Raw genomic sequence first — 14,303 nt, 5'->3', positions numbered from 1 at the left:
GAAAAAAAAATTTTGTAAAAGATAATTAACTTTAATCTATATTTTTTAACAAAAATGCTTCTATAAATTCATCAATATTACCATCTAGTACCCCATCAATATCGCTTATTTCTAAATCAGTCCTGTGATCTTTTACCATTTTATAGGGATGCATCACATATGATCTTATTTGCGATCCAAAGTCTGCAGAGATATGCTCTCCTTTAATTTTTGATTCTATTTCTCTTTGTTTTTTTAGCTCAAGCTCTTTCAGTCTAGACTGCAATATTTTCATAGCTAGTTCTTTATTTAGTAACTGTGACCTTTCATTTTGGACTGAAACTGTAATTCCCGAAGAAAGATGAGTAATTCTAACCGCAGTAGAATTTTTTTGAACACTCTGACCTCCTGCTCCTCCTGCTTTGAAAACATCTATTCTTATATCCTTAGAATCAATATTTACTTCCTCTTCAGATTCTAATTCTGGCATTATTTCTACTAAAGAGAAAGATGTATGCCTTCTATTACCTGTATCAAAGGGTGATATCCTAACTAATCTATGAGTACCTTTTTCTGCTGAAAGTAAGCCGTAAGCATAATCTCCTTCAATTTTTACTACAACAGACTTTATTCCTGCTTCTTCTCCAGGTGAAATATGTATAATTTCCATAGTAAAATCATTAATTTCGCACCATCTTTTGTACATTCTTAATAAAATTTCTGCCCAATCTTGAGAATCTACCCCTCCTGCACCTTGCTTTATTCCCAAGATAGCATTTCTTTGATCAAATTCTCCTTTCATTTTTAGTTTTAGAGAAATCTTGTTATATAAATTTTTAAGTTGATTTATTGATTCAATTATTGATTCTCCAGAACTTTCATCATTAAGTTCAAGTGAAATATCACATAATTCTATTATCTCCAAAGAAGAGTTTTCTAAATTCATAAATTGGCTTAGAGAATCTTTCTTATGTTTAAGATTTTGCAAAAATTTTTTGGCGAAATTACTATCTTTCCAAAGATCTTGGTCAGACGATTTTTTTTCTAATTCTATTACTTCAGATTTTAGTTTTTCTAGGTCAAACATTCCTCAAAATTTGGATAATTTGATCTCTTAATCTTGAGGCCTCATCTTTAAGTTCTTTAATTTGCATATTTTTTTTGTGGGTATGGATTTATATAATAATGTATTCTATCTAATATTATATTGCAAAAAAAATTGCGGGGCATGGCGTAGCTTGGTAGCGCGTCCGGCTGGGGGCCGGGAGGTCGTAGGTTCAAATCCTGCTGCCCCGACCATTTAAGGAGGATAAATTGAAAAAAATATTACTATTATTATCAATTTTTATGGTAATTTTTGTTTCTTGTGAAGATGAAACATTAATTATTGAACCAGAGGTTACAAAAAGTTCAATATATTTCCCTTTTGACTCTAGAGAAGATGGTCGATTTGTATCTATTTATAGAAACAATACAGATGAAACTGTTTATATATCGGTAGCCTATACCCAGAAATCATTTGACGACTCTCAAAATTATGACTTCTGTAATGATATTCAAAACTTTAGAAGAGGAATTATTACTAGTGAATGGATAATGATAAACGTAAAAATTCCCATAATAGCTGAAGCTTCAGTCCCAAATCAAAATGATCATCCTAACTTAATAAGCTATTCTTTACCTATGGGAACATATCTTAGTTTTATATCAGAAGCTGAACAATGTTATAAAGAACAGTATCACGTATTTAATATTACAACTAACGAAGCATTTGCTTCAGAATAAGGATTACCGGAATGATTTATGAACTTAGAATATACGAATGCTTTTCAGGTAGGCTTGAGAACTTAAATTCTAGATTTAGAAACCATACTCTCAAATTATTTGAAAAACATGGTATGAAAAATATAGGATACTGGGTTGCAGATGTAGGTCCAAGTAACAACACTTTGACTTATCTTTTGGCTTATGAAAGTCATGAATCAAGGATTGAATCATGGAATAATTTCAGAAATGATCCTGAGTGGGCAAAAGTAGTTGAAGAGTCTCACAAAGATGGACTTATTGTTAAGAATGTGGAGAACCAATTACTAAATCCAACAGATTACTCTCCTCTAAAGTAGAAAAATTCATTTAAATTGCTATCATTTACTCAAGAATATTAAGATACATAATTTTTTAGTAGAAGGGCAAAAAATGAAAGAACTAAGAAAATCCTTATCAGGAAAAGCCGCAATTGTAGGAGTTGCAGAATCAGATAAAATTGGCAAGGTTCCTGATATCTCCCCTCTAGGGCACCATGCTCAAGCTGCACACAATGCGTTAGAAGATGCGGGTTTGAGCATATCTGACGTAGATGGTTTATTTACTGCTGGATATTCAACATATGATTTAGGAGAATATCTAGGTATTGAGCCAAACTTTACAGATTCTACAATAGTTGGTGGTTCATCATTTGTTATTCATCTGGCTCATGCTTTGGCAGCTATAAATGCAGGATATTGTGAGGTTGCATTAATAACGCATGGTCAGAGTGGAAGAAGTGATAGAGCCAGAAATAGAAGTGGAGGGGGTATGCCTGCAGATCAATATACTTCTCCATATGGAATAATGGGGCCACCTATAAACTATGCTATGGCTGCTAGAAAATATATGGAAATGTATGGAGAAGATAGAACACGTCAAGCTCTAGCAGAAATTGCTGTTTCTACAAGAAAATGGGCAAATATGAATGAAAAAGCCTACTTTTACGATAAACCAATGTCTTTTGATGATTACCATGACTCTAGATGGGTTTCTTGGCCATTTCATCTTTTAGATTGTTGTTTAGTAACAGATGCAGGTGCAGCAATAGTCGTAACTTCAATGGAAAAGGCAAAAGATACAAAAAAAGGACCAATAAAAATTTTAGGAGTTGGTGAAGGGCATGATCATGGTAGCGTATTATCTCAAATGCCTGATCTAACCAGAACATATGGAAGAAACACTGGCCCTAGGGCATTAGAAATGGCTGGTTTGGATTACAAAGATATTGATTTGGCAATGATATATGATTCATTTACTTACACAGTTTTAGCAACATTAGAAAGTTTAGGCTTTTGTGGACCTGGAGAAGGACCTGATTTTGTTGCAAATCAAGTAACTGCTCCAGGGGGTACATTTCCTCTTAACACATCAGGTGGAGGCCTTTCTTATACTCATCCTGGTATGTATGGAATATTTACTGTATTAGAAGCAGTAAGGCAACTAAGAGGTGAAACCGGAGAAAGGCAAATAGATAATTGTAATATTGCTCTAGCCCATGGAACGGGAGGATTATTATCAAGTACTGGAACAGTTTTACTAACATCAAATAATTAATATAATAAGGAGTCAAATATGAGTGAAAAGATAAAGCCCATACCTCAACCAGAATCAGATAAATATTGGGAAGGAGCTAATGAGAATAAATTATTAATCCAAAAGTTTGGTGATCATATTCAATTCTACCCAAGAGCTGTATCTACCAAAGATGGTAGTAGAGATGTTGAATGGATAGAAGCATCAGGCAAAGCAAAATTATATACTTTTACAATAGTTCATCAAGCACCACATCCAAGTTTTGTAGAAGAAGTACCATATATTGCTGCAATAGTTACCCTAGAAGAAGGTATAAATATGCCTACAAGAATTATAGGAGTTGATCCAGAACCAGAAAATCTAAGTATAGGGATGGACTTAATATTAGATTTTATTGATGCAGATGGACAAAACTTACCAGTATTTAAGCCAGCATAATGATAAAAAACTTAATCAAAATTAGTGATTGTGAATCCAATGATTTACTTAACATAATCAATCTAGGAATTGAATTCAAGAATAGTAAAAAATCAACTATTCTTAGTAATAAAACTGCAATCTTACTTTTTGATAAGCCTTCACTTAGAACTAAATTATCATTTATTGCAGGAGTTCAAAAGCTTGGAGGTAATGCAATATATTTCTCACCTGAAGAAGTAGGAATGGGTAGTAGAGAGCCAATTCCAGATGTATCTAGCGTAGTTAGTCGAATGGGAGATTTAGCTATTATAAGAACATTTGAACAAGAAAAAATTGAAATATTTAGTAATTATTCAAAAATTCCTGTTATAAATGCCTTAACTGATGATGAGCACCCATGCCAAGCTCTAGCTGACATAATGACAATACACGAGAATCTAGGTACCTTAATAGATAAAAAAATTACCTATATTGGTGATTGTAATAATGTTGCTAAAAGCCTGGGATATGCAGTTCTAAGTTTAGGAGGATTATTTTCTGTGAGCTCTCCTAAGGGGTATGAATTTGATAGTGAAACATCAGATCGTTTTTTAGATCTTGGAGAAGAAAGGTTTCAATTTTCAAATTATCCTAATGAGATAATCCCTGATTCAGATATTGTTTATACAGATGTTTGGACAAGTATGGGGCAAGAAGAAGAGAAGAATAAAAGACTTCAAGATTTTAACGGTTATCAAGTAAATTCAAATTTACTTGATATGGCAAAACCAACAGTAAAATTTATGCATGATTTGCCTGCGCATCCTGGAGAAGAAATTGAAGATGGTTTATTATATGACTCTAGATCTGTAGTATTTGATCAAGCAGAAAATAGACTATGGGCTCAAACGGGGCTTATGGAATACATTTTTTCAAATCTGTAGAATAACTATATAAATAGTACATTTAAAATGATTATTTCCATAATTGGTAGACCTAATGTAGGTAAATCAACATTATTTAATAGAATAGCTGGAGAAAGAATATCTATTGTATCTAGTGTGTCAGGTACTACGAGGGATCGTATTTCAATTAACACTAACTGGAATGGAAAGAATTTTATATTAATTGATACTGGAGGAATTGATCAAAAGTCAGATGAATTGTTTCAGACTTCAATTACAGACCAAGCCTTAAGTGCCATAAGAGAAAGTGATAAATTAATCTTTATGGTTGATGGAAAAGAAGGAATAAATCCTCTAGATTATGAAGTCATCGATCTAATAAGAAAAAACAATAAGAAAGCAATCCTTGCTATCAATAAATTAGATTTAGCTAATAGTCAGCATAACTCTTTTGAATTCAGCGGATTATCGGAGTTTGAAACTGTAAAAATTAGTGCATATCACAATAGGGGTATAACTGATTTATTAGAAAAAGTTTTAGATGATTCAAAAAATATTCCATCTGATTTAGAAAATATAAAACTTTCAATAGTTGGACACCCTAATGTTGGTAAATCAAGTATTTTTAATTTACTAACCGAATCAAATAGGTCAATAGTCAGTGAAATTCCTGGAACAACTAGAGACAGTATTGATTATTTGATTAATTATGATGATAAAAACATAAAGTTTATTGACACAGCTGGTCTTAGAAAAAGAGGTCAAATTGATCCAGGAATAGAAAAATATTCATCAATAAGGTCATTAAAATCAATCGAAATGGCAGATGTGTGTATTTTGATAATTAACGCTGAAGAAATGATCACAGCTCAAGATCTGCATATTTCTGGTTTCATAAAAGACCTAATGAGACCATGCATTATAGTATTAAATAAAATCGATCTTCTAGATAATATTGAATCTGAAAATCTAATAAATAGATTGAAAGAAAAATTTAGTCATATACCTGATATACCTGTAATACTTACATCAGCAAAAGAAGTAAAAAATATTGATAAAATTGTACCAGAAGCTATAAAGGTGTATGAAAACTCAATTAAAAGAATTAATCAAAAAGAACTTAATAAATGCTTTTTGGATGCCTTAACAAAAAAACAACCTCCGTCAAAAGGTAATAAGACTCCAGAGTTATTTTCAATTAGCCAATACAAGGTGGGTCCACCTGGGTTCAAATTTGAATCATCAAATTATGACTTAATACACTTTAGTTATAAAAGATATCTTGAAAATAATATTCGTCAAAACTTTGATTTTGCGGGATGTCCCATAAGTTTAAAGTTCGTCAAGGGGAAAAAATATTGAATATTTCCTACATAATTATAATTATTATTTGCTATCTTATTGGCTCGGTTCAAAATGGGATTTTACTTGGAAAAATTTTTTATAAATTAGATATAAGAAATTTTGGTTCTAAAAGTACTGGAGCTACAAACATTAATCGTGTCCTAGGAATAAAGCCAGGAGTGGTTGTTCTTATACTAGATATATTAAAAGGACTTATTCCAATTTTTATAATAAAGTTAATCTTTGATGAAGAGATAATCCATATTCTTAGTTCATGCTTTATAGTTATAGGACATTGCTTCCCAATTTATCATAGATTTAAGGGTGGAAAAGGAGTTGCTACAGGTTTCGGTAGCGTAATTATTCACATACCTTTAATATCAATTGCACTAATACCTTCTTTACCAATTATTTATCTTACGAAATATGTTTCCTTAGGATCAGTTTTAGGATCATTAATTTCTATGTTATTGATATTTTATTTAGCTATTTTTAGCGATATTATTAGCTATAATTTTTTATATATTGGAATAGTCATACCATCGATAATTATATTCAAGCATCGTCAAAATATAATTAGAATCATAAATAATACTGAAAATAAAATTACTTTTAATAATAATGAAACAAAATAAAGTAACTGTTGTAGGGTCTACATCTTGGGGAATTACGCTATGTAATATTCTTTCAGAAAATGTTGGTAAATTATTTTTGTTATCTAGAAATGATGAAGAAAATAAAAATCTAAATCGAACAAGATCTATATCAAGAAATCTACAATTTAATATAAAAAAAAATATAATTATTTCAAATTTTGCGGAAGAAATAATTAGCGAATCAAATATAATTATCTTAGCCGTACCTAGTGCAAATATAGAAGAAAATATAAATAGAATTTGTAATTATATAACTGAAGATCACGTTGTTATAAGTGCAGTTAAGGGTTTTGAAAATAATTCAAAAAAAACAATATCTCGATATATTTTAGAAAAATTAAGTATTCCTAAAGAAAATATTGGTGTTATTTCAGGTCCTAATATTTCTTTAGAAATATATAAAAATAAACCTGCCACTTCGGTAATTGGAATAAGTCCAATTCATGAAAATAATATAAGAAGAATTTTTAACACTAATTCATTTAGAACTTACAGCTCAAATGATGTTCTGGGAATTGAATTAGGAGGCATACTTAAGAATATTTTTGCAATTGGTGCTGGAATTATTTTTGAATATAATCTAGGAACTAATTCTATGGCTTCTTATATTACAAGGAGTTTATATGAAATTACAAAACTATCTAAATATTTTGGAGGAGAAATTAAAACTTTTTATGGTAATTCAGGTTTAGGAGATCTTATTACTACATGTTTTAACGAAAATAGCAGAAATAATAAACTAGGTAGATTAATAGCTCAGGGAAAAAATTTAGAAGTAGCCTTAGAAAGTATTGATGGAGTAGTTGAAGGGATTCAAACTACAAAAATAATAAAAGAAATATTAGGTGAAAAAATAATTGAATTTCCAATTACTAATGAAATTTATAAGGTACTCTTTCAAGAAAAAAATCCTATGGAAGGCATTACTGATCTAATGAGTAGAGAAAATACTAATGAATAGAACTAATAAGCATATTAATATTATGCACTGCACAAATAGCAGCTGTTTCACCTCTTAAGATATTATTACCTAAACTCTCAATTTCATAATTATATTTTTTAAAAGTATCTAATTCTTGCTCTGAAAATCCACCTTCAGGACCAATTACAAGAATAATTTGTTTATATTCTTTTAATTTTTTAGAGGTTAGTTTATTTGATTTTGATTTTTCATAAAATAATATTTTTAATGTATCTTCTTGATTATAAAAATTTAAGAATTCAGATAATTTTTTTGGACTTTGTATTGTAGGAACAAAATTAGTCCCACATTGTTCAGCAGCTGAAATAGAAATATTTTCTAATCTTTCTATTCTCTTTTGAGAAAACATCTTTACATAAGTATCATTAGTATGTTGAGTAATTAATGGCACAATATTACTTATTCCAATTTCAGTTGTTTTTTCAATAGCAATTTCATATCTAGAAGGTTTTAAGACTGAAAAAGCTAAAGTTATTTGAGGTGAGGAATTTATAACTATTTCTGGATTATTTTTATCGACTTTTAACTTTACTGAATTATTAGAAATTGACATTATTTCTGAAATATAACTAGTACCATTTCCATCAAAAATTTCAATTTCATCTCCTAATTTAGATCGTAAAACTGATTTTATTTTATGAGTTCTAGAAGATACAATCTCAATAACCTCTTCAATTTTATCTTTATAAAATATTCTCATGTGAAATCACCTTAAAATCATAGATACCCAATCTTCTTCTATAGTTTTAGATATCATTTCAAATCCATTATCTATAAGTTTTTCTGATGTAATATCAGCATCTTTTGAAAGAATGCCTGAGCAAATCAATAAACCATCTAGACTTAATTTTTTTTTCATTTCGTATGAATATTTCATAATAATATTTGAAGAAATATTAGCTAAAATTATGTCAAAAAGAAGTTTATTGTCTAAAGTTTCTAGAGAACCTTGCAATAATTTTTCTGTATTAATATTTGATCTCTTTAAGTTTTCTTGAGATGAAATAATAGCCATTTCATCTGTATCTATAGACCATACTTCTAGTGCATCCATCTTATTAACAGCAATTGTCAAAATACCCGAACCACAACCAAAATCAAGAACTTTTTTATTTGAAAAGTTTATTTTTTCTATATGCTCCAGCATCATTTTAGTAGTTGGATGATGACCAGTTCCAAATCCTAGACCTGGATTTAAGTTTATTAGTATTCGAGAATCTTTATTGAAACTTAACGATTTATCTGAGCTTATAATAAATTTTTCCCCAATTTTTATTGAGGGAAATTCTTGGTTTATCCATTCTTTCTCTAAAATTTTTTTTATTCTTATTTCAGGTATTTCTGCAACTAGTCTAATTAAAGAAATACCACCTTCTATAAATGCAATCTTAGATTTTTGTTCCTTATCATCTATAATATACGATCTAATTATTACAGTATTTATTTCTGGCTTTGTTTCATTTTCATCGGGACTATATTCTAGTTTTTCTTCCACTATATAATCAAAGTCACAATGTTTCTTTAGTAAATATGAAACGGGTTCAACGAATTCTTTTTCTATTTCTAGAGATACTTCAATAATTGATTTATCTAACATTATTTTTTTACTTAAAAGATTTTTTCAATTCTTCAAATAATTTTTTTTGCTCTTCAGAAAGATTTGTTGGAGTTGAAATATTAATTGTGATTATATGACTTCCTCTTCTATTACCTCTTCCAATAGAAACTATTCCTTTATCTGATAATCTAAGTTTTTTGCCAGATTGAATTCCTGGTGGTATCTTAAGCTCAACATCTCCATCCAAAGTTTGCACAACAATTTTATCTCCTAATACAGCTTGAGCAATATTTATATCTTCTATTGAATAAATATCTGATGCAAGTCTTTGAAATTTTTCATGAGGAGTCACATTTACACTCACATATAAATCTCCTGATTGATTTTTTTTCAACCCAGAATCACCTTGATTTCTGATTCTTATCTTAGAATCATCCTCTATTCCAGCAGGAATTGTTATTGCTAATTTTCTATTATTTCGCTTTCTACCAGTCCCTTTACAGGATTTACATTTTTTAGAAATATTCACACCTTCACCATCACAAGAAGAGCAAGTTGAAACTTGCTGAAATTGTCCAAAAAATGTTTTTTGTAGTCTAGTCACTTTACCTGAACCATTACAGCTTGAACAAGTGGATTTATCTGATCCCGGTTCAGCCTTTGAACCATTGCAGATATCACATGTCTCGTATCTGTCTACTATAACTTCTTTCTCTGTACCAAAAGCAGATTCCTCAAAAGATATAGTTACAGGAATTTCTAAATCATTACCCCTTGAAGAGTTTGTTTCTCCAGAAGATGAACCACCAAAAAATGCATCAAAAATACTACCAAATCCTCCAAGATCTTCAAATCCAGAAAAACCTGAAGATCCATTTGCAGCATTTCTTAGTCCATCATATCCATATTGATCATAGAGTTTTCTTTTTTCTGGATCACTTAGGACCTGATATGCTTCATTAATTTCTTTGAACTTTTCATCTGCTCCTGGCTCTTGATTCCTATCAGGGTGATACTTAAGAGCTTGCTGTCTAAAAGCTTTTTTTATTTCTTCTTCTGAAGCATCTCTAGAAACACCTAATATTTGATAATATTCTTTTTGTTGAGTCATGATTTAGAAAACTAATTATCTTTCTATTATATACTGCAAGTCTAACTTATGAGAGAAACATTTAATTTTCTAGAATAATAATTTCTTGAGAATCTCCCAAATTATTCAAAGTAAAAGAAGCTTTATTTTTTGATTCAAAATCCTTAACTCCTAATACTTTGTTTACACTATCTAAACCTGGACTACTCTTAGCAGAATTTTTATCGAATCCAGAAATGATTATTTTCTTAGTTTCTAAAGATCTTATAGCATTAACAAGTATTTCTGCGTCAATATTATTATTATCAGGTGAAAATACAACTGCGTGAGATGAACTAAGCCCTGAGAGAGCCTCTGAATCAAATGGACCACCAATATTACCAACTACAGCAACTGAAAGGCCTCTAGATTCAAGCTTAAAACAAGTACTTACTAGCTTTTCACCAGATTTTAATATTCCATTTGCTACTCCAAAAATAGACAAATTATTAACTTCATATTCTCCTGGTGAGTCTACAACTGGAAGATTAGTAGAATAAGAGCTTTGTGATTCTGTTGCAATAACAACTGAGTTCTCATTTATTAATGAAGAACTCAGAATTGAATCATCTGGATTTACTACAATACTTACCAGTTCATCTGATATAAAAAAAGAATTATTACCTAACCAAGTTATATCCATTAAAATTAATTTTTTCTTCGTCTATTTAATACATAAAGTGGAACAGCTGACAAAACTATAAGGCTCAAGCTTGCAGCTCCACCTCCTCTAGAGTTACATCCTCCTGAGTCAGAATCTTCCAATATTATTTGAGAATCAGAATTATCTACAGACATGCCAAGTCCGATGGGTGTTGGTGTAGCAGTAGGCGTATATGTAGGTGTTGGTTCAGGGATAGGGGTTGGTGTTCTTGTTGGCTCAGGGATAGGTGTTGGAGCACTTGGAGCAACTACCGTGGGTGTGGGTGTGGGTGCTACGTATTCTGGGAAGAATAATTTAAATTCAGTAATAAAATCATCAGGTACAAAGGAATATGTAGTTTTAGAATCAGATCCTCCTATTTTGAAAATAACCTGTTTTCCAAGATAATTTTCGTTTCCAGGATCAACTGTTATACTAAAATCTGGTCCTAATACAGATCCAGTACCTACAAGTTCACCATCAATAAAAGCTTCAATTGCAGTCAATTCTGAAGGAGCAGATAAAATTGAACCAAATATAACATTACCACTGATAAAGGCAGGAGCAACAGAAGCAGGTACAGGTGTAGGTGTAGCTTGAGGAAAGGAATTGAATGATAGGTTTAGAGTTTTGGAAAGAGGAAGTACCCAACTACAACCAGGACAATATTGTCCACTAGGAGTTGTTGGTCCAAATGGAATAGACTCATTAGCTTTCTCATTACCTATAAATAAATTTATAGTTTTTCCTTCTAGTGGAGCGTTGGGACCAATTTCTAAAGCAATATATCTAGAAGAGGTTGTACCTTTTGAAATCTCAATTGATCCAACTTCTTGACCATCAATCTTAGCAGTTAAAATAAGTCCATCAACACTGGAGTCTTTAAGTCCAGAAACTGTTATGTCACCTTGCAAGACAAGCATATGTAATTCTGGTATATCTTGAGCTTGTAAAGAAGCTTCAGAACTAAACACATTAAGCGATATAGCGAAAGCAAAAACAAAAAACAGAATTCTTTTATACATCTTTTTCATAATCAATTAAAATTTGGTTTATATAAACATTATAGAATTTTTAAATAAAAAAAAGCAGTCATATTTCAGACTGCTTTTTTTTATTTTTAGCTAATTTATTCCTTATGGAACAATTGGTGTTAGCAATCCATTAGCATCAGGTTTAGCGTAAACCCAGAATGCTTGACCAATAGTTACATTTCCGGAATCAAGAGCTTGTGCGCTCCATGATAGTCCAGTAGTACTATATGAGAATGCTTTAGTTATTGATGAACCACCACCAGCACCAAGGTAATTTGCAACAGTTTTGTAAACGTCACCTTCATTAGCTTGAGTCTTAGCTTTAGTTGCATCAGTAATACCAACTAAGTTCCATCCACTAGCTAGCTCAATAGCTTCAATTGCTGGTGGAGCAGAAGCACTAGGTCCTTCTGGTCCTGTCAAAGCAACTGATTGGCTAGAGAATTCATCAGAGTGTACCCAGTAACCATTACCAGCTGAAATTGTTTCCAATCCACCTGAGAATAGTCCTGTAGCTGAATCTTTAGTTGCAACACTCCATGGAGAACCTTTAGACATAGCATCGTATCCAACAACTTGGTCAATTCCTGCATTAGTAAACACTGCTGAAACTGAGTTTGCTACTGGATCAGATGGGAATGACATTAGATTCCATCCTGCTAGTATTGTAGCTTTATAATCTTTTCTTGAAGTAACTTTCAAGTTGTAAGTACCTTCAGCACCTTTGTTACCTGCTAAGTCTGTACCTTTTGCTGTTACAGCATAAGTTTTAGCAGTTAGGTCTGCATCTGGTACCATGAAGTACTTCTTGCTATTTGTTGTAGCTAGTTTAGCAAGTACATCATCTCCACCGAATGAAGCTGATACAACTGTTACCTTAGATTCATCTGTGAAATCAAATATCACGTATGGTCTAGGTAGTGTTGTTTCACCAGCAATAGTTGCGTCGGTTATTGGAGTTTTTAGGATTGGAGCAGTTCTATCAAGTCTAAACTTATAAAGTCCAGTTGTAGCATCCTGATCTCTAGTTCCTAATGTACCTACGTTACTGTTTATGTCTGTAGCACTAAGTACTACAGCTTTAGAATCTTTTGTTCCAATGTCAGAGAATACTGTACTAGTTCCATCAAAAGTAGCTGTGAATGATGTTGAATCAACAGCAACTGCTGTTACAGTACCTTCACTAGAAGTTTCATCACTAGTAGCACTGTATGCTGCATTTGCATTAGCTTCAAGCTTTATCTCATCAGCACCACCAGCTAGGGCACCAGAGTTATTATTCTTTACAATAACTATTACATTTTCACCACTATTTGTTACTGAAGTAATCTCTAGATTTTGTAGTTCAGTATCTGAAGGAGGCTCAGCAGTTGATGCTAAGATGTAAACCTCATCAAGGAGACTTCCATCTTTATCAGTATCAACAACAGTATTTGTATTGATTGTCAATGTTACTGAAGATCCTGCTGCAACTGTAGCTAGATCTAGGTCATCACCTATTGATCCGTATGTTGCACCAGTTCCATAATCTTCTGAGAAGATTGAAATGGTAGGTACTCCACTTAGAACTTCTGAACTTGTTATAGTCATAACCATATTACTTTTTGTTAGACCAACTGAGTCGTCAGGAGAAGCTCCTGTACCTGTACCACCTGAAAGTGATAAAGTAAGCGAAGGCTTAATTTTATCTACAGCGTTGTCAACTGTACCAGACTTATTAGAGTTACCAGCTAAGTCAGTTACATCTCCAACCAATTTTACTTTTGGTGTCTCAGATGTGGCCAAAGCAGTTCCAAGAGTTAAGTAAACATTCTTTCTCTCATCATATGATGCTCCAGCAGCAGTAGTACCCTTAGTACCAATCTCTGTTGCAATAGGAGTTAGAACTGTTCCTGCATCTGTTGTAATTTCAAAAGATGAGGCTGGAGCAGTTAATATTTCATCATCAAATGCTACAACCATTTTTGTTGTGTCACCAGTTTTTTCTGCAGTTGTGCCTGGATTCCAGTAAACACCTGTTTCAGTTTGAGCTGGATCTAAAGATGGCTTCAATTCATCAATATTGAATGAATATGCATCTTTAAATGAAGGCCCATCGTCTGTATCAGTTGTTGTTGCATCACTGAACCCTCTGTTTCCTGCTAAGTCAGTTACGGAACTGAAGTAGTCAAGAGTCACATCTGGCTCAGATTTTGCTGTTGCACAAGTAGTTGCTATCGCAGCAAAGTTGGTGTGAGATGATCCACCATCAGAGTTTGGAGTAGAACTATCATTATTTACTGTTAGACATGGAATATTTGCTGAAAGAGCAGGGATAGTCCATGTAACACTTGAT

Annotated in this window: 15 protein-coding genes and 1 tRNA gene; 9 read left to right on the top strand and 7 right to left on the bottom strand. The window is 31.9% G+C overall.

Annotation, left to right across the window (positions count from 1 at the left end):
• Positions 1–31: 31 nt before the first annotated feature.
• Complete coding sequence (gene prfB, locus MK083_03070; protein ID MCH2673437.1) at positions 32–1,066, bottom strand: peptide chain release factor 2; 1,035 nt, start codon at positions 1,064–1,066, stop codon at positions 32–34.
• Positions 1,067–1,201: 135 nt separating this feature from the next.
• Between prfB and MK083_03065 the strand changes: the two genes are divergently transcribed.
• The 9 genes from MK083_03065 (at position 1,202) to MK083_03025 (ending at position 7,583) form a co-directional block, all read left to right on the top strand.
• Positions 1,202–1,278: transfer RNA gene (locus MK083_03065), tRNA-Pro, on the top strand.
• A gap of 15 nt (positions 1,279–1,293) precedes the next feature.
• Positions 1,294–1,764 carry a hypothetical protein gene (locus MK083_03060; GenBank protein MCH2673436.1) on the top strand — a complete coding sequence of 157 codons (471 nt, stop codon included), beginning with the start codon at positions 1,294–1,296 and terminating at the stop codon, positions 1,762–1,764.
• 11 nt (positions 1,765–1,775) lie between these two features.
• Positions 1,776–2,102, top strand: coding sequence for an NIPSNAP family protein (locus MK083_03055; GenBank protein MCH2673435.1), 327 nt, complete (start codon positions 1,776–1,778; stop codon positions 2,100–2,102).
• 73 nt (positions 2,103–2,175) lie between these two features.
• On the top strand, positions 2,176–3,339 hold the full coding sequence (locus MK083_03050) for an acetyl-CoA acetyltransferase (GenBank protein MCH2673434.1): 1,164 nt from the start codon (positions 2,176–2,178) through the stop codon (positions 3,337–3,339).
• 18 nt (positions 3,340–3,357) lie between these two features.
• On the top strand, positions 3,358–3,756 hold the full coding sequence (locus tag MK083_03045) for an OB-fold domain-containing protein (protein MCH2673433.1): 399 nt from the start codon (positions 3,358–3,360) through the stop codon (positions 3,754–3,756).
• Complete coding sequence (gene argF, locus MK083_03040; protein ID MCH2673432.1) at positions 3,756–4,661, top strand: ornithine carbamoyltransferase; 906 nt, start codon at positions 3,756–3,758, stop codon at positions 4,659–4,661. The genes MK083_03045 and argF overlap by 1 nt, the downstream gene beginning before the upstream one ends.
• Before the next feature lie 27 nt (positions 4,662–4,688).
• Entirely contained in the window at positions 4,689–5,984 is a 1,296-nt protein-coding gene (gene der / locus MK083_03035; protein ID MCH2673431.1) for a ribosome biogenesis GTPase Der, read from the top strand.
• On the top strand, positions 5,981–6,601 hold the full coding sequence (plsY, locus tag MK083_03030) for a glycerol-3-phosphate 1-O-acyltransferase PlsY (GenBank protein MCH2673430.1): 621 nt from the start codon (positions 5,981–5,983) through the stop codon (positions 6,599–6,601). Before der ends, plsY begins: the two co-directional genes overlap by 4 nt.
• Positions 6,588–7,583, top strand: coding sequence for an NAD(P)H-dependent glycerol-3-phosphate dehydrogenase (locus MK083_03025; protein MCH2673429.1), 996 nt, complete (start codon positions 6,588–6,590; stop codon positions 7,581–7,583). The genes plsY and MK083_03025 overlap by 14 nt, the downstream gene beginning before the upstream one ends.
• On the opposite strand, the gene MK083_03020 is transcribed toward MK083_03025, so the two are convergent.
• The 6 genes from MK083_03020 to MK083_02995 all read right to left on the bottom strand — a co-directional run.
• A complete protein-coding gene (locus MK083_03020) occupies positions 7,573–8,304 on the bottom strand; it encodes a 16S rRNA (uracil(1498)-N(3))-methyltransferase (protein ID MCH2673428.1) in 732 nt (243 codons plus the stop codon). The genes MK083_03025 and MK083_03020 overlap by 11 nt on opposite strands.
• Before the next feature lie 6 nt (positions 8,305–8,310).
• On the bottom strand, positions 8,311–9,201 hold the full coding sequence (locus MK083_03015) for a 50S ribosomal protein L11 methyltransferase (GenBank protein MCH2673427.1): 891 nt from the start codon (positions 9,199–9,201) through the stop codon (positions 8,311–8,313).
• 7 nt (positions 9,202–9,208) lie between these two features.
• Positions 9,209–10,273, bottom strand: a complete 1,065-nt coding sequence (gene dnaJ, locus MK083_03010) for a molecular chaperone DnaJ (GenBank protein MCH2673426.1) — start codon at positions 10,271–10,273, stop codon at positions 9,209–9,211.
• A gap of 61 nt (positions 10,274–10,334) precedes the next feature.
• Positions 10,335–10,934 (bottom strand): MBL fold metallo-hydrolase, encoded by a 600-nt coding sequence (locus MK083_03005; GenBank protein MCH2673425.1) that lies wholly within the window; start codon positions 10,932–10,934, stop codon positions 10,335–10,337.
• A 5-nt stretch (positions 10,935–10,939) separates the two neighbouring features.
• On the bottom strand, positions 10,940–11,908 hold the full coding sequence (locus tag MK083_03000; GenBank protein MCH2673424.1) for a hypothetical protein: 969 nt from the start codon (positions 11,906–11,908) through the stop codon (positions 10,940–10,942).
• A 162-nt stretch (positions 11,909–12,070) separates the two neighbouring features.
• Positions 12,071–14,303 (bottom strand): hypothetical protein (locus MK083_02995; protein ID MCH2673423.1); only part of this gene is annotated, 2,233 nt, incomplete at its 5' end.

This window comes from Dehalococcoidia bacterium, assembly GCA_022451965.1.
Taxonomy (GTDB): domain Bacteria; phylum Chloroflexota; class Dehalococcoidia; order Lucifugimonadales; family Lucifugimonadaceae; genus TMED-70.
This window is presented reverse-complemented; position numbering and strand designations above follow the sequence as displayed.